This window comes from Serratia nematodiphila DZ0503SBS1, assembly GCF_000738675.1.
Lineage (GTDB): Bacteria > Pseudomonadota > Gammaproteobacteria > Enterobacterales > Enterobacteriaceae > Serratia > Serratia nematodiphila.
The window spans coordinates 1,918,982-1,942,702 of sequence record NZ_JPUX01000001.1; the positions used below are offsets into that span (position 1 = coordinate 1,918,982).

Consider the following 23,721-nt stretch of genomic DNA (forward strand, 5'->3'; position numbering starts at 1 on the left):
GCAACATTTTCATTCTAATCACAACGTTGGCGACGATGCCATGCGGTAATTTTTTAACATCGGCGAACGGCGCCGGCGGAGGGAAACTGGCCGGCAGGAGGCGTTAAGCTAACTGCTTTAAAATCAGTTTGATAGGAAGAGTTTTTGTGTGATGAATGCGTGAGTTCACATTAATTAAGCGGTAATGTTCAATAGTTCATGTCCAAAAATGCGGTAATCCCCGCGTCTTTTTACGGCCGCAGGGAAATAATCAGAGCAGGGAACTCAAAAATAATGGCTGATATTTTGGTAGGAACCGATGATATGTTCGATCAGCAGACGGGTTTTTAACGGCAGATTGCGGGTGTAAGGATAAACGGCGTAAATGCCCAGCACTTTGCCGCAGTGGCCGGCCAGGATCTCCGTCAGTTTACCGTCCTGCAAATCTTCATACACCATGCAGCGCGGCACCATGGCGATGCCGTGGCCACCGATCACCGCTTTGCGGATCGCCCGCGCATTGTTGGCCGACAGGTTGCCGTTAACCTGCAGCTCGTAGATGTCGTTGCGCCCCGGCCGCTTCATCAGCCAGTTGGCGGTGCCGCTCTCCTGGTAGGTGTAGGTCAGGCAGTTGTGGCTCAGCAGATCGTCGGCGTTGCGCGGTTCCGGGTGGCTTTCCAGGTAGCCCGGCGAGCAGACGATCACCCAGCGGGAATCGAAGATCGGCCGGGCAATCAGGCTGGAATCCGGCATGGTGCCGGTCCGGATCGCCAGATCGATGCCTTCTTCCACCAGATCGACGAAGCGGTTTTCCAGCCGCATTTCGACCTTCAGGCTGGGATGCAGGGCGCAAAATTCCGCCACGCTTTCGCTCAGCAACAGCTCGCCCGAAATGGTCGGCACCGACATACGGATGGTGCCGGTCAACTCTTCGCTCTTTTCGCTGACGGCATACAGCGCCTCCTGCACTTTGGCGCCGATCTCTTTGGCCTGCTGGTAGAGCGCCTGGCCGCTTTCGGTCAGCGTCAGGCTGCGGGTGGTGCGGTACAGCAGGCGGGCACCCAGCGATTTTTCCAGCCGTCCGATGCGTTTGCTGACCACCGAGCTGGTGATGCCGGCGCTCTCCGCGGCCTTGCTGAACGAGCCGCAGTCGACAATCAGGGCAAACAGAATCAGGTCGTTGGCGTATTCGTGAGTGGCGAGCATGGGCATCCTTAGAGTGAGAGTCCTGTTGCCCAGTGTAAGTCCGGCGCGGCAGGAAGCAATCTTTTCAGCCTGTTTCCAGCGCCGGCTAACTGGTCGGATCTGAAATTTTCTTGGTTAATTACCTCTTAAGCTGAGAATTATCCTTCAAATAAATCATGGCTATTCCTGGGGTGGAATTAACTTTCATGTTTTTATAAGCAATTAAATTAGAATAGTCCTTATATCAAGCGTTACTTCTTCCACTAAGCCTGCGGCGTAGTGTAAATAATTGTATTGATCTGCTTGTGCGAGAGGGCTATTCTTTTTCCCGCAGCGCTCTCATTGTTATCAATTAAATGTTTTTCAATGTATTGAAGAATTACTCTGTCTTACCGGCAGAGTGATGGGTAGTGTGTTTATATTTTAATATATATAAGGATATTGTAATGAAGAAAATCAATCTGTCTGAAGCGGAAAACATCGTCGGCGGTACTTTCGTTTGTTCCAAGGAATTTGCTTGGGTGGGAACCGGCAGCAACAGAACCTGTAACCTGGTGAAAACCTGCGCGGATAAGTTCGGCGGTGTGCAAAAGTATTATACGCCGGCACCTGCTGCGAGCTGCCCGACTAATCCAACCACGCCAAGCTGAGGCGGGTAGACCGCCTGCATTTGGATGAACGGTGGGCAGGCGGGCAGCGTTCGCGCTGTCCCGCCTGATATCGGGTGAAGCAGTCGTCTTTAGCTTTTTATTATTTACGGTGTTAATTTTTTTACACACGTTCACTCTGTCAAGTGAATATTAATTAATGCGCAGGATGCGTCCGTTATGTATAAACGTCCCTTGCTTTTTATCAGCTACACGCTCGTTATTATTTTCGCCTCTTCTTTTTTGACCGCGCTTTATTTCCAGCATTATGTTATGGCCTCGCCGGCGGCGGAAAGCCTGAGTTTTCTCTCTTCGGAAAAAGTCGAGCAAAGCCCGTTGCAAGACGACAATACGATTGTCGAAGTGTTCTCTTACGCCTGTCATTATTGTGAAGTCAATGAGAGCGGCGTGGCCGAGCTGGAAAAACGTTTACCAGCGGGTGCCAAATTGGTGCGTTTGCATCTCAGCGACGACGATCACGCCGGCATGGCGGCCTTTGCGCCCCTCTTCGCCACCCTGACGGTCATGGGGATCGAGGCGCAGCATCGTCCCGCCGCTTACCGCGCCATTATCAAAGAAAACCTCAATCTGGCGGATGAAAAGCAGCTCAGCGCCTGGTTGGAGGCCAACGGCATCGACGAGGCCGCTTATCAGCGGGCCAGAGATTCAGAGCGGGTCAAGGAACTGTTGGCGTATATGACGGCGGTAAGTCGCTATTACCAGGTCAATGCGACCCCCAGCTTTATCGTTAATCGCAAATGGCTGGCGTTGCAAGACCGCGAGTTTTCCGCTTTCAGCCAGCAACTGCTGTCGCTGTTGCAGCACGATAAGCCGCTGGCCCCCTGATGCGCCTGCTCGCGGTTCGAGGCTATCTGGCCTGGCGTAACGGCCTGGACGCCGTGGCGCGTCTCTCGGCTGTCCGCACCGGGGTGAGCCGGAGTCTGACGTGCGCTCTGCTGCGCCGCATGGATTATCGCCTGTGGCTAAAGATGCAGAGGCGGTTGAGGTGGGGTCTGCAGCAACGCCGTTTTCGCCACCGGCAAGCGGTCGCTGAAGCGAATCGCCAAAGCCTGCTGGGGGAGGGCAAGCGGGACTTCGCCTGGCTGATGCAGCGGCGGCAGTGGCTGGATTTGGCGGCGCTTCAGGCCCGCAACGCCGCGTTGATGGAACATTTGGCGCAGTGCACTTCACAGCTCAATCAGGTGGTGGAGCCGCTGCATCGCGCCGGGGTGCCGGTGTTGTTGGCGCCGATGCACACGGTTTCCGACGTGTTGGCGACGCTGGTCGGCGCGGGCGTTTATCCCGGGCGGGCAACGGTGATCGTTTCCGGCGACGCGCAGACGTTGGCGCGGCGAGCGCCTGAGGGGGAATGGCGGCAGCGGCTAGACTATTGCTCGATTCACGACGATCCCCGGCATATTGCCGGCACCTTGTCGCAGGTGCTGCTGGAGGCGACGGAGCATCGGCGCAATATCATCCTCTTCCCGGACATCACGCCGGATTACACCTTGAACAGCACCCGGGACGCCTCGGCCAAACTGGCTTGCCGTTTGTTCAACCGGCCGGCGCATTTGCACAGCGGCATCGTTCGATTATCCCGGGCGATGCGGGCTCGGGTGGTGTGCTATTCGCTTTATTACGATCGCGGCGTTCGTATTCACATAGAGGAACCGATTGCCACGGAGCAGGTCGGCTGCGCCGTGCCGGAAATCGTCGAGCGCACCCTGCGGCGACATGCGGATGATTGGCTGCTGTGGCATTCGCACTCTTTATTTTTTATCAACGAATAAGTCAGGGATATCACTACGCATGGAAAACACCCTCCCTACGCCGGTCTTGCAGAACGAAATCAATGAGTGCGGGCTGGCCTGCATCGCCATGCTGGCGGAAACGCAGGGCGTTCGCGTGCCATTGACGGAACTGCGTGAGCGTTACCCCGCTTCGCAACACGGCACTTCGCTGGCGACGCTGTGCGCCATTTTAGGGGAGCTGGCGTTGCCGGCTTATCCGGTGGCGTTCGAGCACCGGGATCTGGCGGCGCTGCCTTTACCGGCGATTCTGCATTACGGCGCGGGCCACTATGTACTGCTGGCATATCGTCAGGGCGGTTACGTCTGCGTAATGAATCCGGCGTTGGGGCAACAGCTGCTGCCCTACGCCGCCCTGAAAGCGGAAATCAGCGGCTACGCATTGGTGCTCGATCGCGACGATTTACCGTCCACCGCCCCCGCCCCCGCCGTGCGGAGCCGCCGACGGGGCGCTTTCGCCAGTTTAAGCCTGAAGGATACCGCCGGCATCGCCGGCATTTATCGCCTGGCGGCGATGACGTTTCTTATCTCGCTGACGCTGTTCATCATGCCGATGATGGTCGCCAGCGCGATCAATCAGGTGTTCGCCATGGCTGGTGAGATCGCATTCCCTTACGCCTACTATCTGCTGGCGTTTGTGGCATCCACGGCGCTGGCTCTGATGGCGCGCATCATCACCGAGCGTTTTATCAAAAACTTCGTGTTGCTGCACGGCGCCGCCGGCTTTTCCCGCCTGTTGGAAAATTCGCTGAATTTCTTCAGCAAGCGCGCGCCCGGCGAGATTTTCAGCCGTTTCACCAGCTGGCAGATGGCCGCCGGCCAGAAAATCGAACTGGATAACGGCCTGCGCACCGACTGGATCATCGGAGCTATCGCACTGGCGGTGATGGGCTATTTGAGCCCGATGCTGGCGCTGGTGCCGGTTGTCGGCATGCTGCTGATGGGGGCGGTCAGCGTTTGGGCCATTTATCGCGATCGCCACTTCACCCAGCAGTTGCAGGTGAGAGGGGCGGCGCAGAATGATTTTATTCTGGAAACCATTCAAGGGTTTTCGACCATCAAGTCCGCCGGTTTGGCTGGCCAGCGGCAGGAAGGGTTCGCCGAATATGCCCGTTCGCTGTTCAACTGCCTGCAGCGGCAAAAAATCTATGAGCAGGTCAAGGGCAGCATTTATCAACTGATTGGCAGCCTGGAAATGGTGGTGTTCATGCTGCTGGCGTTGCCGTTGCTCAAAGGGGGCGAGCTCAGCCTGGGGGCCTTCTTCGCCTACAGTTTTCTGCGCGAAATCTTTACCTCTTACACCAGCAAGATCTTTTTTGCCGTCCTGCAGAAAAACCAACTGCACGTTATCGATGAACGTGCGCGGGATCTGTTTCCTGCCGTATCTCTGCGTACCGGGTCTGGCGACGAAAGCGTGAACCATTTTGATGTGCAGTTGGCGTATCGGGGGGTGAGCTTCGCTTACGACGCCGGCCAACCGGTTTTGCGCGACCTGTCGCTGACGCTGGAACGGGGCGAGTGCATCGCCATCTGCGGCGGTTCCGGCGCGGGCAAGAGCACCTTGCTGAAGGTGCTCGCCTGTCTGCTGACGCCGCAGCAGGGGGAGCTGAGTCTGGATGGGCGCACACTGGCAAACGCCGCCGCGCAGCGGCTGTTCTTCCTGCAAAGCCAGGAGGACATTCTGTTCAATGCCTCTGTGTTGCAGAACATCACGCTGTTCGCGCCGTCGGCGCCGGGCCAGCAACGGCAGGTGGAACAGGCGCTGCGCAGCTTGGGGCTGGCGGACGCGGTAGCGCAGCTGCCGGGCGGCGTGAACGCCCTGGTACGGGAGAGCCATGCCGGGCTGTCGCTGGGGCAGCGGCAGCGTCTGTTGCTGGCACGCGCCATGTATAGCCGTTGCCCGGTGTTGGTACTGGACGAGCCAACGGCGAATCTGGATGAAAAGACTGCGGCGGCTGTGATGTCGGCTCTGGTGGCGCATTGCCGCGAAAACCGTAAAACCCTGGTGACCGTGACGCATAACCCGCGGCTGTTGCCGTTGTTCGATCGGGTGCTGCGCATGTCTCAGGGCAGGCTGGTGGCTGAAGTCACCGTCGATGCCAGGGCAAATGATTGTGCTGAGGCAGGGTGACGTGGCTGGAAAGAGACGCTGGGGACAAGCGGCATGGCTGATGGTTGTCTTGCTGACGCTGTTGTTGGGCGGGCTATCTTTGTTGAATCGCTCCCCTGAGCCCGAAGTGCCGCAGACGGCGCGCGTCGATCGCGGCGACATCGAAAAAAGCGTGTTGGCTACCGGCATTTTGAAACCGGCCCGGCAGGTGAACGTTGGCGCGCAGGTCAACGGCCAACTGAAAAAACTGTATGTTAAACAGGGGGACAGAGTGGCTCAGGGCCAGCTGTTGGCCGAGATAGATCCGACGTTGCAACTTAACGAACTGCGCAAGTCGCAGGCTGAATTACGCAGCGCGCAGGCGCAGAAATTGGCGAGTCAGGCGCAGCTCAAGCAGTACCAGTTGGAGCTGACGCGGCAAAGGGCGCTAGCGCGCGACCGCGCCGGCGTGGCCAGCGATTTGGAAAAAGCGCAGGCGCAGCGCGACGCGCAACTGGCGCAGTTGAAAGTGAACGAGTCGCAGATCGTCCAGGCCGAAGTGGCGCAGGAAACCGCCAAGGCCAATCTGGCTTTTACCCGTATTACTGCCCCTATCGACGGCGAGGTGCTGGGCATCGTCACTCAGGAAGGGCAAACCATCGTCTCGTCGCAAAGCGCGCCGACCATTTTAGTGATGGCAGACGTGGATACGATGATGGTGCATACCCGCATATCGGAAAATGACATCTTGCAGGTGAAGACGGGGCAGCCGCTGTGGTTTTACGTCGCCGCCGATCCCCGCCGCCGATATGAGGGGGCCATGGGCGCGATACAGCAGGCACCGGCGGAGGCGCTGGAAACCGACCCACTGGGCAGGAATTCAAGCCAGCAAACGGCGGCGGTGTATTACAACGGCGTGTTTGCCGTCGCCAATGGCGAACGTCGACTGCGCACCTCGATGACGGCGCAGGTAGTTATCATTACCGAACGCGCACAGGGAGTGGTGCGGGTGCCGATGGCTGCGCTGGGCGCGGCATTGGATGAAGGGGGTTACCAGGTCAAGGTGTTGGAAGGTGAGCAGACCGTGGTACGCCGAGTACGTATCGGCACCCGCGATCGTCGCTATGCCGAAGTGCTGGAAGGGCTGAACGCAGGGGAACGGGTGCTGCTGGAGCAGCAGCCTGATGCGGAGGACGGCCATGTCAGCTAGCACGGATCCCATTATCGTTTTGGATAACGTTTCGCGCGAGTTTCAAGCCGGAGAGCTGAAAATTGCGGTCCTCAAGCGCGTTTCCCTGAGCATTCAGCGGGGAGAAATGGTCGCTATCGTCGGCGCCTCCGGTTCTGGAAAATCGACGCTGATGAACATTATCGGCTGTCTGGACAAGCCTTCTCAGGGCGAAGTGCACATCAACGGGGTGGCTATTGGGCAAGCCGACGGCGATCGCCTGGCGCAGCTTCGCAGCCGGCATATCGGCTTTATCTTCCAGCGCTATCATCTGATGCCTTACCTGACCGCCGGCGAGAATGTGGCGATCCCGGCGCTGTATACCGCCATGCCGGCCGCAGAGCGTCGCCAGCGGGCAGCGCATTTGTTGACTCGGCTCGGGTTGGCGCAGCGCGGCGGTCATCGCCCGGCGCAGCTTTCAGGTGGGCAACAGCAGCGGGTCAGTATTGCACGCGCCCTGATGAACGGTGCGGAAATCATTTTGGCCGATGAACCGACCGGCGCGCTGGATAGCGCCAGCGGTCAGGCGTTGATGGCCATTTTGCATGAGCTGAACGCGATCGGGCATACCGTGGTCATCGTGACACACGATCGGCGGATCGCCGAGCAGGCACGGCGGATCATTGAGATCGGCGACGGCGAGATCGTGGCGGATCGTTGCCATGATGCCGCCCGACAGCGTTTTGCGTTCGAGAGGCCGCTGGCGTTGGCTGCGCCGCTGAAACGCATGAGCCCTTGGGCGGCGCTGCGAGAGGCGCTCGGCATGGCTTGGCGGGCATTATTAGGGCATCGGGTCCGGGCATTATTATCGATGCTCGGCATCATCATCGGCATTGCGGCGGTTGTTTCCGCCATCGCCATCGGTGAAGGCACGCGTCAAAGCATTCTCAGGGAAATCAGCCAGCTCGGTTCCAGCACGTTGGAGATTCGCCCTGGCCTCGGGTGGGAAAAATCGCGTCCCGATTTTGCGCGTTCGCTGAGCGCGCGCGATGCTGCATTGCTGGCGGAGATGCCTTACGTCGACAGCATCTCGCCGGTTATCAGCACTCAACTGTCGGCCGTGCGCGAAGGCAAGCAGGTGCCGCTCGCCGTGATGGGCGTCGGCGAGGGGTATTTCCGCACGCAGGGCATTCGGCTGCTTTCCGGTGGCCTGTTTACTGCGCAGGATCTGAGTGAGCGCGCACCGGTGGCGGTAATTGATCCCTTGTTAAAGCAGGCTCTGTTTTCTTCCCGGCAAGATCCGGTGGGCGCGGTGTTGCTGATAACGGGTGTGCCTTATCGGGTGATCGGCGTCGCGCAACGCCGCGGCGCCCAATATGCCGGTTCTCAACCGCTTGCCTGGCTGCCCTATACCTCCCTGACTGGTCGCATCGCCGGCGATATGCCGCTGGAATCCATTGTGATGCGAGTGAATGAAAAACTGACGCTGGAAGAGGCGGGGAGGGGGGTGACCCGGCGTTTGATGGTGGAACACGGGCGGCGGGATTTCTTCACTCTGACCGACGATCAGCTGACGCAATCCATTCAGCGTGCTTCAGACTCCATGCAGTTGCTGATTACCGCGATTGCTGCCATCTCGCTGCTGGTGGGCGGCGTGGGGGTAATGAACATCATGCTGGTCTCGGTGACGGAACGGACCCATGAGATCGGCATTCGATTGGCGGTGGGCGCCGCTGAGAAGGACATTATGCGGCAGTTTTTAATTGAGGCGGTGGTGATCTGCAGCCTGGGGGGCGTGTTGGGGATCGCCTGCGCCGCGCTGGTTAAAGGGGCTCTGAGCGGATTGGCGCCGCAGGTAACGATGATCTTTACCTGGCCGCCGTTGCTGCTGGCCTGCGGATTCTCGGCGTTGATCGGTGTCGGGTTTGGGTTCTTTCCCGCTCGCACCGCCGCGCGCCTGCAGCCGGTGGAGGCGCTGGCGCGAGAATGAGCCGACTTCTGGTTTGCGGGCTGGTGATGCTGTCGCTGAGCGCCTGCGGATGGCGGCCGATCGACCCCACGTCGCCACCGTCGCTGCCGCTGCAGTGGCGTGTGGTCGATGAACGTTCCGGTTCACTGCGGGCGGGCATCGCCTGGTGGGAAAACTTCAATGATCCGCAACTGTCCGCGCTGATCGATGGCGTGCTGATCGCGAATCAGGATCTGGCGCTGGCCGGATTGCAGTGGCGCGAGGCCGTGTTGGAGGCCGGATTAGCGCAGGGCAATTTGACGCCGGATCTGGCCGCCAGCCTGAGCGGCCGCAATACCCGAACGTTGCGGAGCACGGATACGCCGCAGGAAAGCTACCGTGCGGGGCTTTCTCTGAGCTATGAGCTGGATTTATGGGGCAAGCTGGCACGTATTCGCGAACAGGCCGAATGGCTGGCCGCCGCCTCGGAGTTGGACCGGCGCAATACCGCGTTGACCTTGATCGGTGCGACCGCGCGCGGGTATTGGCAGATTGCCGATTTGAATCAGCAAGTCACCTATCAGCAACAGGCGCTGGCGATCGCGTGTGAAACTTTGCGGCTGGTGACGGCTCGTCACACCGCTGGCGACGTTGGCCAATTCGAACTGTTGCAGGCGGGACAACGTCTGTTGGCACGAGAGAATCAGCTGCATGAGCTGGAGCGACAGCGGGAAGATGCGCGTAACTCGTTGGCGTTATTGTTCGGGCGATCGCCGCTGCTGCGCTATAGCGAACGGCGTTCGTTGCCGCTTGAAGAGGTGGCTGTCGTACAGCGCCAGCCGGCGAAGGTGATTGCGCGCAGGCCGGATGTTCAGGCAGCAGAGCGCCGCCTGAGAGCGGCGCTGGCCGGTGCGGAGGCGGCCAGATTGAGTTTTTATCCGGCGCTGAGTCTGGAGGCTGGGTTGGATGCCGGCAGCGGGCTTTTCCGCCGGTGGTTCAGTGAACCTTCGCGTTCGCTGGGCGCAACGTTGACGCTGCCGCTTATCGAATGGCGCAAGATGCGTTTGTCCGGCGACAAAGCGGCGTTGCAGGCGCAGCGGGCGGAGATTCAATTTCGCGATGCGGTCTACCGCGCGCTGGCCGATGTGGACAACGCCATGCGACAACGTCTGGAAGCACAGCGGCAAATCGGCAACCAGCGGCGGCATCTGGCGATGAGCCGACAAGCCGTGGCGTTGGCGCGGCATCAATATCAGGCCGGTTCCGTCGCGCTGCAAACGCTGCTGGATGCGCAAGAGGCCGTGTTGACCAGCGAAAATTTGCTGTCGGCGCTGCAATATCGCTACCTGAACGCCACGATGCAGCTCTGGCTGGCACTGGGCGGCAACGAGGCTTTCGCATCGGGGCAAGGAGAATAAGCATGGAGAAAATAAGGCGAGTGGTGGTCACCGGTTACGGTGCCGTCACCGCGCTGGGAGGCAACGTGCAGCAAAACTGGCAGGCTATCATGGCCAGCCGCCTGGCCTATCGTTATCACGATAAATCGGCGGCGGGGATCCACGCGCGCTTTTTTGCTTTGCTGGAGTCTGAACCACCGCTGGAGGGCGTTGCCGCGCGGGTAAGCCGCCGCTTGCCCAGATTCGCCAGGTTGGCGCTTGCCGCAGCCGCGGAGGCGATCGAAATGGCGTTTTCATCCAGTTTTGTTGGGCCCACGCACTTTTATTCGTCGTTGGAGTGCGGGGCGATTATCGGCAGCGGCTGGGGCGGCCAGGATGAGATCATGCAAAACAATGCGGACTATCTGCAATCCGGGCTGGGGCAGCTGTTTGGCTGTTTTCACGCGATGCCCAATATCGCGACCGCCATATGTAGCCAGCATTGGTTGCTGCGGGGCTATCAAGGCTCGCCGGCGGCGGCCTGCGCGACCGGCGGCATCGCGATTGGCGATGCGTTTGAGGTGATACGCAGCGGTCGCGCTTCAATGATGCTGGCCGGCGCCTCGGAGTCGTTGCGCGGCAACGGCGCAATCTGGAATATGGATGCGTTGCGTTTGTTGAGCCGGGAGCAGAAGGATATCACTAAAGCCAGTTGCCCGTTTAGCCGGGAACGCAACGGTTTTGTCCTGGCGGAAGGTGCCGCCGTATTATGCCTTGAGGAACGGGATGCGGCTTTAGCGCGCGGTGCGACGATCCTGGGGGAGATCAAAGGGTACGGCAATTTTTCAGACGCTTCCGATCTTACCGCGCCGTCGAAGGATCCTCAGACTAAGGTGAAAACCCTACGGCGGGCCTTGGAGCAGGCGGGGCTCGGCAGCCATGAAATCGACTATATCAATGCGCATGGCACCTCTACGCTGCAAAACGATGTGAGCGAAACCCAGGCGATCAAGGCGGCGCTGGGACGCGATGCTTATCGCATCCCGATTTCCAGCACGAAATCCTATACCGGGCACCTGCTTGGCGCATCCGGCAGCTTTGAGGCCATCGTCTGCCTGCAAGCATTACAGCAACAAATGATGCCGGCAACCTGCCATTTGCACGAGACCGATCCCGAATGCGATCTTGATTATATTCGCGAAGGGCATCGGCACGGTCGTCTGCGTAATGTCATGAGCCTCAGCTTCGGTTTCGGCGGCGCCAATGCGGCGCTGATATTTGGCAATCACTGTGGATAACGTTAGAACGTATGGACAAATATCATCGGTTATATGAGGCGATTTGCGGCCTGTTGCATGAAGCCAGAGGGCTGGAGAGAACGATGCTGTCGGCGGATATGCCGCTACAGCAGCTTGGACTGGACAGCCTGGATTATATGGAGCTGATGTTGTTGGTTCGGCGAGAATTCGGCATTACGCTCACTGCGGAAATGCTGATCGAGCATCCTGAGTTGACCCTCGGCGAATTGTGCCACGTGATAATCCGTCAATAATTTCATCCCCCCAGGCGATCGCTTGTTGAGGTAAAGCCTGGGTTTTTCGTCTGTTGTGACTGCTATTTCATTCTCACCCTTCCTGTTTCACTCTGTTATCGATATCCATAATTATTAATGCTTATTCGTCAGGTTAATATGAACCTGTGGTGGTTTTTTATTCGCATTTTGGCGGTGTTATTAATGGCGAGTGTTAATGACATGGCGATGTTTTTTTAGGAATATTCTTTGTTTTGCCGGTTAATTTATCAATCTTACTCTACATCGTGCCCGGTAGTGATAATGCAAGCTAAAGCAAACAGGGGACTGCGCGGTGATAATACCGGGGATCTGCGGAACCCATTCACAATAGCGCCTCACAGGGGCGGCAGGCGCCGGTGATAATAACACCTGTCGCGCTGTTCGCATTCGGCAAATCCGCTATACTCCGCGCTGGATGCAGGAACCTATCCATAAGCCAGGGGCTACCCTGAGTGTCCATTGTGGTGATGTAAAAGGAAAATGACAGCCACATTTTTCCTCTCAAAGTAATGAGGTTGTATGTCTAATCGTAAACATCTGACGCCTTCCGAAGTGGAGAGACTGCTTGAGGTCACGCTGCATGGAAAGAATCCAGAACGCGATTATTGTTTGATTTACATGTGTTTTATTCATGGGTGTCGCGCCAGTGAAATAGGGGGATGGCGTTTGTCGGATATCGATCTGGAGGGCGGTAATATCTATGTGCATCGGTTGAAAAATGGCTTTTCCACCGTGCATCCGCTCTATCTGCGCGAAAGACAATGTCTGCGGCGCTGGTTGGATAAGCGTCAGCGGCACCGCTGGGCCGATCGGGAGTGGCTGTTCCTTTCCAACCGCGGCGGCCGTCTGTCGCGTCAACGGATTTACGGGTTGATTCGCCATTACAGCAAGGCGGCCAAATTGGAGGTCAACGCTCACCCACATATGCTGCGGCATGGCTGTGGATTTGCATTGGCGGACCGCGGTATCGATACCCGTTTAATTCAGGATTACCTCGGGCACCGAAATATCCAGAATACGGTGATTTATACCGCCAGCAATGCGCAGCGCTTTAAGGAAATTTGGTAAGTATGATTTAAGTTAATAACGTTAAGGAGTCACTTTGAACTAAACTGAAACATACTGTAAGGACGCGTAAAAACAATGTCAATATTCCCATGCCTCCTTTCCTGTTTAAAGGGTAATTTAATTAAAAAACAGTATGTTGCGATTTAATTGCGTGTCATGCCCCTCCCTCTGATTCTAAGTAAAATCCTAATCAAAGTTCCACGGCTTTAAATCATTGAGCTAACACCTTGGTTTTTTAGTCTGATTTGTCAGTCATTCACCACTCTATTGGTTTTTAATTCCGATAAATTAACGTTTTTTGGTTTTAAAAACCAAAGGAGTCACTTTAGTTCAAAATGAATCGTTTGGATGAATGAGCTTGGTGCCATTAATCAGTCTGGCTAAAGCCCTCCGTATTCATGGAACTAAATAAAAGGAATGACATTAAGGATATGTCGGAAATAAACCCATGCATATTTTGCATAATTTTAAGGAAAGTAGGATGAAAAAGAATCTGTTGGCTGTAGCTGTACTGACTGCGTCCGCATTTATCCCCTCTGCATTTGCTGCTGACGGCGCGCTGAATATCACTGGCACCATTACCGATCAGTCTTGCACTGTCGATCCGGATTCCCAAAACAAGCAGGTCGCTTTGGGCAAGATCGCCAAAGATGCCTTCACCCTGTCTAAAACCGCCGGCGCCAAGGCGTTCAATCTGGTGCTGAAAAATTGCCCGGCCACTGTCACCGGCGCCACCGTGCGTTTTGACGGCACCCAGGTTCAGGGGCAGTCCGGGCTGTTGCAACTGACCGGCGCCGGCACTGCCGGGGTCGCGGGCGGTATTGGCGTGCAGCTGCTGGACGACGGCAGCAACGTGTTAAATATCGGTAACGATTCCCGCGTCTATACGCTGGCAGAGAACAAAGACAACGTTCTGGGCTTTGTCGCGCGTTATTTCGCTTATGACAACGTTTCCGTCGGTAGTGCCAACGCTACGGCCAACTTCACCATCGTTTATCAGTAAGGCCATGCCGTTACGGCGGCGGAACAGCTAGAAAAATGAGCCAGAGAGCGTGTCCTCTGGCTCTTATTCATCGGTGATGGAAACGGGAAGAAAGAGAATGAAAGCAGGATACTTTGCGCTGACGGCGGCGTTGTTGATGACGCTTTGGGCTCCGGTACAGGCCGGCGTGGTAGTGGGTGGAACGCGCCTCATCTACGACGGCGGTAAAAAAGAGTCTGCTCTGAATATCAGTAATCCGGATGCGGTGCCTTATCTGATCCAATCCTGGGTCGATGCGCAAGAAGGCGATAGCGCGAAAGCGCCTTTTATCATCACGCCGCCGCTATTTCGTTTAGACGGCGGCCAAAATAACCTGCTGCGCGTGGTGCGCGCAGGTGGCAATTTACCGACGGACAGAGAGTCGCTGTATTGGCTGAATGTGAAGGCGATCCCTTCGGTGGAAAAGAAAGAAAACACGTTGCAGATCGCCATCAAGACCCGCATCAAGTTGATTTACCGCCCGCAGGGGCTCGCCGGCAATCTGGAGGAGGCGGCCGGTAAAGTGACGTGGCGGCGCAGTGGCGATCGTCTGCAGGTGACCAACCCTTCTCCCTACTACCTCACCTTTTTCAATTTGAAGCTGAATGGCCACGCCATCACCGGCAACACCATGGTAGCGCCGCAGGCGAGCGCCAGTTTCCCGCTGCCGACGGCGAGCGGTGCAGGTGGCAGCCTGAGCTGGCAAATCATTAACGACTATGGCGGCACCGGCCAGAACTTCACCAGCACGTTATAACCGGGCAGCGGTGCGTATTTTTTGCTCTGGGATAACGCTGGAGCAGGGGTTCGGCTTACCTGATTTTTCGTCGGGCCGAGCCAATCGGGACAGGGAGTTAAAAGGATGAATAACCCGAATTGCATTGGTTTACCAGGAGCGCGATCGGTTCTTGCCGGCCTGATGTCTTGCCAGGTGGCGCTGCTGAGCCCGATCGGCACGGCTTATGCTCGCGATTATTTCAACCCGGCGTTGCTGGAAATTGATAATCCGGCGCTGCGAGGCGCCGATCTCTCCGTGTTTGAGGAGAACAGCAGCCAGGCGCCCGGGAGCTATCGGGTCGATCTTTACCTGAATGGCGAACAGATCGACAGCCTTGACGTCGAGTTCCGGCTTATGCCGGGAGTCGGCGGTAAGCAAGCGCTACAGCCTTGTTTCAGAACGGAAAAATTGGCTGAATTGGGCGTCAGGGTTGCTATGTTCCCGGCGATGGTGCCTGGGGATAGCTGCGTCAACCTTGCGCAGGCCATTCCACAGGCCTCTGCGGTATTCTTGTTCAATCAGCTGAGGCTGAATTTGAGTATTCCACAGGCGGCGTTGCGCTTGAATGCGCGCGACTACGTTTCCCCGGATAAATGGGATTCCGGCATACCGGCGCTGTTGGTCAATTACAACTTCAGCGGCGCTAATAGCCATATGCGCGACAGCGAACGGCAAAACAATAATAACTATTATCTCAATCTGCGTTCGGGCATCAACTGGGGGGCCTGGCGCCTGCGGAACTATTCGATCTGGAATCATTACACCGGCGGCTCTTCTTCCTGGCGCTCAATCAATACCTACCTGCAGCGCGATATCGTTGCGTTGCAAAGCCGCCTGACCCTGGGGGACAGCGCGACGTCCAGCGATGTATTCGACAGCGTGCAGTTCCGCGGTGGGCAGTTGGCCTCTGAGGACGACATCCTGCCGGACAGCATGAAAGGGTACTCGCCGGTAGTACGCGGGATCGCACGCACTAATGCGCAAATAGTCATCCGGCAAAACGGTTACGTGATTTATCAAAGCTATGTGCCGCCGGGGGCATTTGAAATTACCGATCTGTATCCCACGGGCGGCAGCGGCGACCTGAATGTGAACGTGCGTGAGGCTGATGGCCAGGAGCAGCATTTTGTGGTGCCTTACGCCGTGGTGCCGGTATTGCAGCGCGAAGGGCGGTTTAAATACAGCCTGACCAGCGGGAAATACCGTTCATACAGCGGCGGCGTTGATGAACGCCCGTTCAGCCAGGCAACCGGGATCTACGGTCTGCCATGGGGGGCCACGTTGTATGGCGGCGTGCAGGCGGCCAGTAAATATCAGTCTCTGGCGTGGGGCTGGGGGCAGAACTTGGGGGCGATGGGCGCGCTGTCTGCCGATGTCACCCAAGCCTGGACCAAACAGGAAACCCGGCCGAAGGAACAGGGGCAGTCATGGCGCCTACGCTACGGTAAAAACTTCATTGAGACCGGCACCAACTTCAGCTTGGCCAGCTACCGCTACTCCACGCGCGGTTTTTATAACCTGCAAGAGGCGCTGGAGAGTTACGGCGGCAACAGTGCTATCTATAACGATCACAAGAAGAGCCGTGCCGAGCTGACGATGAGCCAGAGCCTGTGGGATTTGGGGGGAACGCTGTCGCTCAGCCTGTTTAACGAAGACTACTGGGACGACAATCGCCGCTCGCAATCGGTCACCCTCAGTTACAACAACAGCTGGGAAGCTGTCAGTTACGGGCTGAATTACACCTTCAACCAGAACGGCTACGACAGTAACGGCAATCGAAGCAACATCCGTGACCATATCGTGGCTTTCAACGTCAGCGTGCCGCTCAGCAAATGGCTGCCAGGCAGCTATGCCACCTACAACATGAACACCAGCCGCAATGGCGCCACCAGCAACAACCTTGGATTGAGCGGTACTGCCCTGCCGGGCAACAACCTGAACTACAGCATCAGCCAGGGCTATACCGGCCGGGGCGTAGGGGCGAACGGCAATATTCAGGCGGATTATAAAGGCGCCCTCGCCGAGTGGAACCTGGGTTATGACTACGATCGCCATCGGCAGCAGGTGAACTACGGCGTGCAGGGCGGCGTTCTGGTGCACCAAAACGGCGTTACGCTGTCGCAGCCGTTGGGCGATACGGTGGCGTTGGTGCAGGCGCCCGGTGCCGCGGGGGTTGATGTCCTGAACCAGACCGGGGTCAGCACCGACTGGCGCGGTTATGCGGTTGTACCTTACCTGACGCCTTATCGGCGCAATATCGTCGGATTGGACGGTGAATCTTTCGCCGATGACGTCGACATGACGCTGAGCAGCCAAACGGTGATCCCAACCCGCGGCGCCGTGGTGCGTGCCCGTTTCAATCCGGACGTCGGTGCCCGCGTGTTGCTGACCTTGCTGACGCGCAGTGGCAATCCGGTGCCATTCGGTGCCACCGTCAGCACTCTCAACAGCCCCTCTGACAATGCCGCCATCGTCGGCGATGGCGGCCAGGTTTATCTGGCCGGGCTGGCGGAGAGCGGGCGATTGCAGGTTAAGTGGGGCAATGACGCGGCTCAGCAATGTCAGGCCAACTATCAATTGGCTAATCAGCCCGAGGGCGGTGGGATTCGCCTCGTTAACGGGCAGTGTTTATAAGGTGCATATGATGGCGACAGGAATATCGATTCAACGAGGGATCATCGTCGGCGGGCTATTGGCGTGCGCAACGTTGGGCGCACCACTGGCGCAGGCGGCTTTCGGGCAGTGTGTCCCTATTTCGGGGACCCATGGGTTTTCATTCCTTTTTTCCCCGGTTTTAACCGATCCGTCGCAAAACGTAGTGGGACGGATTATTAGGAATGCTGACGGCGGTAACTGGAACCTGTCCGGCTCTTATCGGGTGAGGTGCGAGTGTCAGGCGCGTACGGCGTCTTATGTCACCGCCAAAATGCTGCTGAGTGAGCCGGTATTCAGCAACGGGGGATTAACGTACTACGCATTGAATGAATACCTGGGCGTGGCCAGTGAAGTTTTCGTGGCGGGGTATCGCAATGAGTTTATTGCCGCACCGTTCACCAATGAGTCTAACTTTAAGACCGATATGAATGGTGATGACGAATCCTGTGCCAGCACGCCCTACAACAGTGGCGCTCATGGGCGAATTCATCTGTATTTCCGCCGCCCTTTCGTGGGTGTGACCACAATCCCCAGCACTCGCCTGGTGGACACCTACGTCTCCGTGGTGAGTGGGGTGAAAAGCGATGTGCCGGTTTCCACGATATCAATGAGCGGCACCGTCACCGTGCCGCAGAGCTGTGAAATCAGCCCGCAAACGGTCACGGTCGATTTTGGCGATATCTTGACGTCGAATATCCAAACCAAGGGTGCTATGCCGCCCGGTTTTACTCCAGAGGAGAGAACGTTGACGCTGGCCTGCCGCAATATTTCTGCCGGTGTCAAGGTCAGTCTGTCATTTCGCGGTGAGGCGGACGGCAGCATGCCCGAGGCGCTGAAGACCAGTAATCGCGACATTGGCGTAATGATTAAGGATATGCAGGGCAATGTGATTCGGCCTCAGAGCGGTCGCTTGCCGATCGATAACTTCCAATACCCCAACCAGAGCGGCAGCTCACGGATCAGCGTATATCCGATCAACACCACCGGGCAAGCTCCTTCAGTAGGGCAGTTCAATGCCACGGCAACCATTCAGGCAGAAATCCAATAAACGGATATTTCAACGGTAGTGGGCCGGGCAGGCCTCAGCGTTTAACGAGAAGGAGCAAAGGATGAAGAAGGTTTTTGGCGGTCTTGGTTGCACATTGGCGCTGGCCAGCCTGTTTTTTTTGGCTAGCCCGATGGTACACGCGGTATCGAAAATAGTGATTACCGGCAACATCAAAGCGGCACCTTGTGAAATCGACGGCGCGAACGGCACGATTTCGGTCAATTTGGGAAATGATATTTCCGCTGCGACCCTGGCTACGTCCGGCGCTTTTAGTCCCTGGGTAGAATTCCCTCTGACGTTAAAAAACTGCCCGAGCACCACCACATCGGTTGTCGCGACCTTCAGCGGGACGGCCGCTGAGGAAAGCGCCAGCTTATACAAAAGCACCGGCAGTGCTCGCCGGGTACAAATTGAATTGCAAAACAACCAGGGAGCAAACCTGGGCAATGGCAAGAACATGACCCAGCCAGTTAACCAGGCGACGCATGAAGCCAAATTCAATTTGCGGGCGCGGGCGTACAGCACCCATGGTGGTTCGACGCCAGGTTCGATAGACGGCGCTCTGCAAGTCACTTTTGTCTATCAATAGGCAAAGAGACCGTCCTCAATGGAATGCTAAAGACAGATTTAAGGTGATGATATGAATAGTAATTATTCTTCTGCAACGACTTTGGCGGCCGGTAAGGCAACGACGGGGGCCGTGGCCATCATGGAGCCCTGCCTTATCACTGCGTTGGGGATGAGAAATCGCTTGATTGAGTCCTGCGGCCTGCAGCCCGACAACGTTCGGCAGGTGACGAACCTGGTGGCATTGAGAACCTTATTCACTCAGCATGTGCATCGCTTATTGGTGATGGAGCTGTGTGGTCAATCAGAGTCGGTATTGGAGGGATTCAAGCTGATCGCCGAGGTGCGGGAAAACTCGCCGGACACCGCGATTGTCATTTGTACGGCATTGGATGAACCGAGGCTGTTGCGGCAGCTCATCGCTTCCGGTATTCGCGGCCTGATGCTGAAGCAGGAACCGGCTATTGCATTGACCCACTGTGTTCAGCAAGTCCTGACAGGCAGTTGCAGCTTCAGCCACCGGGTACGCCAACGTCAATTGCATGAGGCTGGCGCCGATAAGCCGCTGACGGCGAAGGAACTGGATGTGTTGACCCAACTGTTTTCCGGTAAGAGCGTGACCAGCGTGGCGCTGACAATGTGCCGTGATATCCGCACCGTCAGCACCCATAAACGCAATGCGATGTTGAAGCTGGGGTTTCACAGCGATGGGGAACTGTATCTTCAGGGGAAATGGATGGCTGCGCAAGGTTCATCCTTGGTTCGCTAGGCAAGCGTACGATGCCTCTCGGGTAAGCAAGCATAGGAGTAGATTATGCATTTATGGCGTCAGCAACCGCTGAACATAGCATTAATGGACAGATGTCCATTGACGCTGGAAGGGTTGGCCAGTTTTTTAAAAACGCTGCCAACCCAGGTAAAAGTCGTCGTAAAGGAAACCAGCGTACGTGCCGTGGTGGATAGCGTGGTCTATCAGCAGGCCGACGTGCTGATTACCGAACTGGACGGTGACGATGAAACGGTGGCTCAGGGCAGGGAAGCGTTGCTGGCCCTGTGCACGCAACTGCCCGAATTACGGGTGATTGCCTATACCCGTTGCCGTAATGCAGAAGAGTTAGGGCGATTGTTGCCTCAGCCCAATGTCAGCATCGTCGCCAGAGATGACGCTTTACCGCTGGTGGCGGAGTTTTTTAATCGGGTCTTGCTTGGGGAGCGAGTGTTGAGCCCACAGATAGGGACTTTTCTGGCACCCTCGGTTAGCGGAGATGAGGTGTTCACCCGAAAGCTGACTCGCTGCGAGACTGATGTGTTGGCCTTTTTGTTCAACGGCATGAGCCTGCGGCAAATTGCCGAATTGCAACGCCGCAGCATCAAGACGATCAGCGCGCATAAATGTAGCGCCATGCGCAAACTGCAGGTGAAGAATGACAGCGAACTGTTTTCATTGCACGGCAATATTACGCGACAATTTGGCGGGAAGTGGTCAAAGGGGACTTAATCGTTAATGACAGGGTATAAGCAGGTAGCATAGGCGTTGAAAAAACAATCAAACAAGTGTTCCCCTGGGCGGGTGGATGAAAGCAGCTCGGCGTTGGAATAGTGCTGAATTAGACCGTTGTTGGCGTGCCGGGCTGCATTTTCCCATCCGATATTTTTTACCTTACTCGATGCGCATGTTAAAAGAAGATGAGCGCCTGCACCGTTATTTCCATCGTAAGATTAAATGCTGATCGTGCGGAATCGCTCTACATTGGTTGCGGTGTAGATCACCGTATTCTGGATATTTTTGTGCCCTAAATAATCCTGAATCAAGCGCGTATCGACCCCGTTATCTGCAAGCGCGTAACCGCAGGAGTGTCGCAGCATGTGAGGATGAACCTGAACGCTAATACCGGCCATTTCACCGTACATTCTCATTAGGCGATACAGTTGCTGACGTGAAATTTGCCCGCCGTGGCGCGACAGAAATAACCATGGGGAATTGGCGTCAGGATAGTTCGCCCGCTGGGCCAGCCAGTTTAACAGCGCCTGTCGTTCTCGCGGCTGAATGGGGTGCTGAACGGAAAAACCATTCTTTAGCCGAGATATATGGATCCGATGGGAGGCAAGATCAATATCTTGCAGGCGTAATGATCGCAGTTCGCTCACCCGCAAGCCGTGAATGAAGCACATTAATAGTAAACAACGATCTCGAATGCTATTTTTACCCTCATGCACGGCGGCAATCAGTTGTTCAATTTCAATCTGGCTAAGGAATTTCCTTTTTTTCATTTTCCTTTCCTGCGTATCTGGTACTGGCGATTTCCATCATGAAGTTTTATTAAAGCATTGGAACATAATAGGCAGCAAAGGAAATAAATGATTTTATTTTTGAATTCATGGGTTTATTTTATCTTTTTGTTTTTTTTATTTTTTTAGTGAATGAATTTTGATTTTATAGATCTATTTTCTTTAGCAGCTTATTTAATTGGCGAATATATAGCGTCCAGAGCGAACGATGCTGCGAATTGGCCGCCGTCAGGCGGCAACGCCTCTCCCCGACCAGTGCTCAATAAACTGTGATGAGAATTCGTCTTGATCTCATTCTCGCGCCGCTTACAATGCCTGCCAGATCGCGACTTCAGAGGTTTTTTCATGGAACTGCTACGGGTGGTTTATCACCAGTATCGTTGGCCATTTCTGGCGGTTATGGCATTGACCATGACCAGCGCCGGCTTGGGTATCGGTATCATTGCGTTTATCAATCAATACCTGATGGACGCCGGCGGCGATGCATTGGCTGTGCTGCCGATGTTTCTCACTCTGCTGGCATTGCTGATGGCGGTCACGCTGGGATCGCAATTGGCGCTGACGACATTGGGCCATTACTTCGTCTACCGCCTGCGCGGGCAGTTAGTGAAGCGCATCCTGGATACCGATATTGAACGCCTTGAACAGTTAGGCAGCGCCTCATTGTTGGCCAGTCTCTCCAGCGATGTCCGCAATATCACCGTCGCCTTCGTGCGCTTGCCCGAACTGGTGCAAGGGGTGATTTTAACACTGGGGTCGGCGGCCTATCTGGGGTGGCTATCACCGAAAATGCTGGCGGTGACGGCGGTTTGGGTCGCCGTCACCGTGGTGGGCAGCGGTTGCCTGGTCTCGCGGGTTTATCGCCATATGGCCAGTTTGCGCGAGTCGGAAGAGCGCCTCTATCATCATTACGAATCGGTGATTGACGGTCGCAAGGAACTGACGTTAAACCGCAAGCGAGCGCAGGCGCTGTACGAACAGACCTATCAACCCGATGCGCAAGCTTACCGCCACCATATCATTCGCGCCGATACCTTCCATCTGAGTGCGCTCAACTGGTCAAATATCATGATGTTGGGGGCGATCGGACTGGTGTTCTTTATGGCTAACAGCCTGGGATGGGCGAACTCGGCGGTGGCCGCCACGTATTCCCTGACGCTGCTGTTCTTGCGCACGCCATTACTGCAGGCGGTCGGGGCGTTTCCGACGCTGGTCAGCGCCGAAGTCGCTTTCAACAAGCTGAAGACGCTGCGCCTGGCCGAGTACCAACCGGCGTTCCCTGCCGCCGCCGGCCGTTCCTGGCAGACGCTGGAGCTGCGCGACGTGGTTTTTCACTATGCCGATACGGAGCAACAACCCGGTTTTGCCGTCGGGCCGCTTAATCTGACGCTGCGGCGTGGCGAGCTGATCTTTTTGATTGGCGGCAACGGCAGCGGCAAGTCAACGCTGGCGATGCTGTTGACCGGGTTGTACCGGCCGGTAAGCGGGCACATCGTTCTGGATGGCGTCGCGCAGACCGCGGCGGATATGCCGGACTATCGTCGGCTGTTTTCGGCGATTTTCACCGATTTTCATCAGTTCGATCGTTTGCAAGGGCCGGAAGGCGGCGAACCCGATGCGGAACTGGTCGCCGGCTGGCTCGAGCGGTTGAATATGAAAAGCAAGCTGCAGTTCGACGGCGCCAGGGTGACCAACCCGCAACTGTCGCAGGGGCAGCGCAAGCGTCTGGCTTTGCTGCTGGCCGTGGCGGAACAGCGCGATATCTTGCTGTTGGATGAATGGGCCGCGGATCAGGATCCGCAATTCCGGCGCATTTTCTATCGCGAGCTGTTGCCAGAACTGCGCGCGCTGGGCAAAACGGTGTTTGCCATCAGCCATGACGATCACTATTTCGAACATGCCGATCGGCTGCTTGAGATGCGCTCGGGTCATTTACGTGAGCTGACCGGCAGCGAGCGTGAACACGCCAGCCGGGATTCCGTCAGCAGAATCGGTTAACTCACGCCGGCCCGAGCGAGACCAAAGCGGGCCGGTGCTTCTCTCCGTATGATCCCAGTGCGTCGCTTCATTTTATCCCCCGCCTTCAGCGCTGTCTGTTGCCGATTTGGCTTATGACCAGTCAAGTAATTGATGGTTGAATTATTTACCAGTGGTTTAATTTTGACCTTTCAAGGTATGGCACACTGCACGTTCGTTCGCCTATCAATTCAAGTTATCGCCTGCCGATAACAGTGATATCCACGGTGCCGTTCTTACTGAGGCGGTGATGCAGGTCTATGGCTAGCAGCTGTTTTTTAAATTTCCATAGGAAAAAACGACCTTATCGATCGTTAAAACAGATCAATAATTGTTGTTTGAATGGTTTAATCTATTGGTTGGGGGCGCTGTGGTGAGCAAGGATGGATCGGATATCAAACGTAGAGCATGGCTGTGTGTGTTTATCGGTAGCGGGCTGTTCTGGCTGTTAACCGCCGCCGTGATTTACTGGTTACTGAGTTAGCAGGTTAAGCAGGAAGGCGATT

General features: G+C 56.3%; 21 protein-coding genes. 19 read left to right on the plus strand and 2 right to left on the minus strand.

The window, feature by feature from the left end; genetic code table 11:
- Positions 1-264 precede the first annotated feature (264 nt).
- Entirely contained in the window at positions 265-1,185 is a 921-nt protein-coding gene (locus tag JL05_RS08800; protein WP_033632195.1) for a LysR family transcriptional regulator, read from the minus strand.
- Between the two features lie 425 nt (positions 1,186-1,610).
- On the opposite strand from JL05_RS08800, the gene JL05_RS08805 reads away from it, so the two are divergent.
- The 17 genes from JL05_RS08805 to JL05_RS08885 all read left to right on the plus strand — a co-directional run bounded on the left by JL05_RS08805 (position 1,611) and on the right by JL05_RS08885 (position 20,408).
- Positions 1,611-1,814 carry a DUF4762 family protein gene (locus JL05_RS08805; protein ID WP_033632196.1) on the plus strand — a complete coding sequence of 68 codons (204 nt, stop codon included), beginning with the start codon at positions 1,611-1,613 and terminating at the stop codon, positions 1,812-1,814.
- A gap of 177 nt (positions 1,815-1,991) precedes the next feature.
- A complete protein-coding gene (locus tag JL05_RS08810; RefSeq protein ID WP_033632197.1) occupies positions 1,992-2,657 on the plus strand; it encodes a DsbA family protein in 666 nt (221 codons plus the stop codon).
- The gene (locus JL05_RS08815; protein WP_033632198.1) at positions 2,657-3,601 is read left to right on the plus strand and encodes a lysophospholipid acyltransferase family protein; all 945 of its coding nucleotides are present in this window, start codon (positions 2,657-2,659) and stop codon (positions 3,599-3,601) included. Before JL05_RS08810 ends, JL05_RS08815 begins: the two co-directional genes overlap by 1 nt.
- 19 nt (positions 3,602-3,620) lie before the next feature.
- Positions 3,621-5,750, plus strand: coding sequence for a peptidase domain-containing ABC transporter (locus JL05_RS08820; RefSeq protein ID WP_033632199.1), 2,130 nt, complete (start codon positions 3,621-3,623; stop codon positions 5,748-5,750).
- A 40-nt stretch (positions 5,751-5,790) separates the two neighbouring features.
- Positions 5,791-6,918, plus strand: coding sequence for an efflux RND transporter periplasmic adaptor subunit (locus JL05_RS08825; RefSeq protein WP_033632200.1), 1,128 nt, complete (start codon positions 5,791-5,793; stop codon positions 6,916-6,918).
- A complete protein-coding gene (locus JL05_RS08830; protein WP_033632201.1) occupies positions 6,908-8,866 on the plus strand; it encodes a MacB family efflux pump subunit in 1,959 nt (652 codons plus the stop codon). Before JL05_RS08825 ends, JL05_RS08830 begins: the two co-directional genes overlap by 11 nt.
- Complete coding sequence (locus tag JL05_RS08835) at positions 8,863-10,242, plus strand: efflux transporter outer membrane subunit (RefSeq protein ID WP_033632202.1); 1,380 nt, start codon at positions 8,863-8,865, stop codon at positions 10,240-10,242. Before JL05_RS08830 ends, JL05_RS08835 begins: the two co-directional genes overlap by 4 nt.
- 2 nt (positions 10,243-10,244) lie before the next feature.
- Positions 10,245-11,498, plus strand: coding sequence for a beta-ketoacyl-[acyl-carrier-protein] synthase family protein (locus JL05_RS08840; protein WP_033632203.1), 1,254 nt, complete (start codon positions 10,245-10,247; stop codon positions 11,496-11,498).
- Between the two features lie 11 nt (positions 11,499-11,509).
- The gene (locus tag JL05_RS08845) at positions 11,510-11,752 is read left to right on the plus strand and encodes an acyl carrier protein (protein ID WP_033632204.1); all 243 of its coding nucleotides are present in this window, start codon (positions 11,510-11,512) and stop codon (positions 11,750-11,752) included.
- A gap of 540 nt (positions 11,753-12,292) precedes the next feature.
- Entirely contained in the window at positions 12,293-12,841 is a 549-nt protein-coding gene (locus JL05_RS08850) for a tyrosine-type DNA invertase (RefSeq protein ID WP_004931783.1), read from the plus strand.
- Positions 12,842-13,322: 481 nt separating this feature from the next.
- On the plus strand, positions 13,323-13,844 hold the full coding sequence (locus tag JL05_RS08855; RefSeq protein ID WP_004931785.1) for a fimbrial protein: 522 nt from the start codon (positions 13,323-13,325) through the stop codon (positions 13,842-13,844).
- A 97-nt stretch (positions 13,845-13,941) separates the two neighbouring features.
- Positions 13,942-14,619 carry a fimbrial biogenesis chaperone gene (locus tag JL05_RS08860; RefSeq protein ID WP_033632205.1) on the plus strand — a complete coding sequence of 226 codons (678 nt, stop codon included), beginning with the start codon at positions 13,942-13,944 and terminating at the stop codon, positions 14,617-14,619.
- Between the two features lie 105 nt (positions 14,620-14,724).
- Positions 14,725-17,274, plus strand: a complete 2,550-nt coding sequence (locus JL05_RS08865) for a fimbria/pilus outer membrane usher protein (RefSeq protein WP_033632206.1) — start codon at positions 14,725-14,727, stop codon at positions 17,272-17,274.
- 7 nt (positions 17,275-17,281) lie between these two features.
- On the plus strand, positions 17,282-18,343 hold the full coding sequence (locus JL05_RS08870; protein WP_081877836.1) for a fimbrial protein: 1,062 nt from the start codon (positions 17,282-17,284) through the stop codon (positions 18,341-18,343).
- Between the two features lie 61 nt (positions 18,344-18,404).
- Positions 18,405-18,932 carry a fimbrial protein gene (locus JL05_RS08875; protein WP_033632207.1) on the plus strand — a complete coding sequence of 176 codons (528 nt, stop codon included), beginning with the start codon at positions 18,405-18,407 and terminating at the stop codon, positions 18,930-18,932.
- A gap of 51 nt (positions 18,933-18,983) precedes the next feature.
- Positions 18,984-19,679, plus strand: coding sequence for a LuxR C-terminal-related transcriptional regulator (locus JL05_RS08880; protein ID WP_033632208.1), 696 nt, complete (start codon positions 18,984-18,986; stop codon positions 19,677-19,679).
- Between the two features lie 45 nt (positions 19,680-19,724).
- The gene (locus tag JL05_RS08885) at positions 19,725-20,408 is read left to right on the plus strand and encodes a LuxR C-terminal-related transcriptional regulator (protein WP_033632209.1); all 684 of its coding nucleotides are present in this window, start codon (positions 19,725-19,727) and stop codon (positions 20,406-20,408) included.
- A gap of 221 nt (positions 20,409-20,629) precedes the next feature.
- On the opposite strand, the gene JL05_RS08890 is transcribed toward JL05_RS08885, so the two are convergent.
- Entirely contained in the window at positions 20,630-21,181 is a 552-nt protein-coding gene (locus JL05_RS08890) for a tyrosine-type DNA invertase (RefSeq protein ID WP_033632210.1), read from the minus strand.
- 363 nt (positions 21,182-21,544) lie between these two features.
- Between JL05_RS08890 and JL05_RS08895 the strand changes: the two genes are divergently transcribed.
- Positions 21,545-23,197 (plus strand): multidrug ABC transporter permease/ATP-binding protein, encoded by a 1,653-nt coding sequence (locus JL05_RS08895; RefSeq protein ID WP_033633588.1) that lies wholly within the window; start codon positions 21,545-21,547, stop codon positions 23,195-23,197.
- 388 nt (positions 23,198-23,585) lie between these two features.
- Positions 23,586-23,699, plus strand: coding sequence for a YmiA family putative membrane protein (locus JL05_RS24785; protein ID WP_049232362.1), 114 nt, complete (start codon positions 23,586-23,588; stop codon positions 23,697-23,699).
- Positions 23,700-23,721: the final 22 nt, after the last annotated feature.

What these genes read in the sequence shown, in the direction of transcription:
- JL05_RS08880 (WP_033632208.1), top strand. Translation starts at nt 18,984, where the DNA reads ATGAATAGTAATTATTCTTCTGCAACGACTTTGGCGGCCGGTAAGGCA.
- JL05_RS08840 (WP_033632203.1), top strand. Translation starts at nt 10,245, where the DNA reads ATGGAGAAAATAAGGCGAGTGGTGGTCACCGGTTACGGTGCCGTCACC.
- JL05_RS08845 (WP_033632204.1), top strand. Translation starts at nt 11,510, where the DNA reads ATGGACAAATATCATCGGTTATATGAGGCGATTTGCGGCCTGTTGCAT.
- JL05_RS08885 (WP_033632209.1), top strand. Translation starts at nt 19,725, where the DNA reads ATGCATTTATGGCGTCAGCAACCGCTGAACATAGCATTAATGGACAGA.
- JL05_RS08835 (WP_033632202.1), top strand. Translation starts at nt 8,863, where the DNA reads ATGAGCCGACTTCTGGTTTGCGGGCTGGTGATGCTGTCGCTGAGCGCC.
- JL05_RS08870 (WP_081877836.1), top strand. Translation starts at nt 17,282, where the DNA reads ATGATGGCGACAGGAATATCGATTCAACGAGGGATCATCGTCGGCGGG.
- JL05_RS08815 (WP_033632198.1), top strand. Translation starts at nt 2,657, where the DNA reads ATGCGCCTGCTCGCGGTTCGAGGCTATCTGGCCTGGCGTAACGGCCTG.
- JL05_RS08810 (WP_033632197.1), top strand. Translation starts at nt 1,992, where the DNA reads ATGTATAAACGTCCCTTGCTTTTTATCAGCTACACGCTCGTTATTATT.
- JL05_RS08830 (WP_033632201.1), top strand. Translation starts at nt 6,908, where the DNA reads ATGTCAGCTAGCACGGATCCCATTATCGTTTTGGATAACGTTTCGCGC.
- JL05_RS08820 (WP_033632199.1), top strand. Translation starts at nt 3,621, where the DNA reads ATGGAAAACACCCTCCCTACGCCGGTCTTGCAGAACGAAATCAATGAG.
- JL05_RS08825 (WP_033632200.1), top strand. Translation starts at nt 5,791, where the DNA reads ATGGTTGTCTTGCTGACGCTGTTGTTGGGCGGGCTATCTTTGTTGAAT.
- JL05_RS08805 (WP_033632196.1), top strand. Translation starts at nt 1,611, where the DNA reads ATGAAGAAAATCAATCTGTCTGAAGCGGAAAACATCGTCGGCGGTACT.
- JL05_RS08800 (WP_033632195.1), bottom strand. Translation starts at nt 1,185, where the DNA reads ATGCTCGCCACTCACGAATACGCCAACGACCTGATTCTGTTTGCCCTG.
- JL05_RS08875 (WP_033632207.1), top strand. Translation starts at nt 18,405, where the DNA reads ATGAAGAAGGTTTTTGGCGGTCTTGGTTGCACATTGGCGCTGGCCAGC.
- JL05_RS08865 (WP_033632206.1), top strand. Translation starts at nt 14,725, where the DNA reads ATGAATAACCCGAATTGCATTGGTTTACCAGGAGCGCGATCGGTTCTT.
- JL05_RS08855 (WP_004931785.1), top strand. Translation starts at nt 13,323, where the DNA reads ATGAAAAAGAATCTGTTGGCTGTAGCTGTACTGACTGCGTCCGCATTT.
- JL05_RS08860 (WP_033632205.1), top strand. Translation starts at nt 13,942, where the DNA reads ATGAAAGCAGGATACTTTGCGCTGACGGCGGCGTTGTTGATGACGCTT.
- JL05_RS08895 (WP_033633588.1), top strand. Translation starts at nt 21,545, where the DNA reads ATGGAACTGCTACGGGTGGTTTATCACCAGTATCGTTGGCCATTTCTG.
- JL05_RS08890 (WP_033632210.1), bottom strand. Translation starts at nt 21,181, where the DNA reads ATGAAAAAAAGGAAATTCCTTAGCCAGATTGAAATTGAACAACTGATT.
- JL05_RS08850 (WP_004931783.1), top strand. Translation starts at nt 12,293, where the DNA reads ATGTCTAATCGTAAACATCTGACGCCTTCCGAAGTGGAGAGACTGCTT.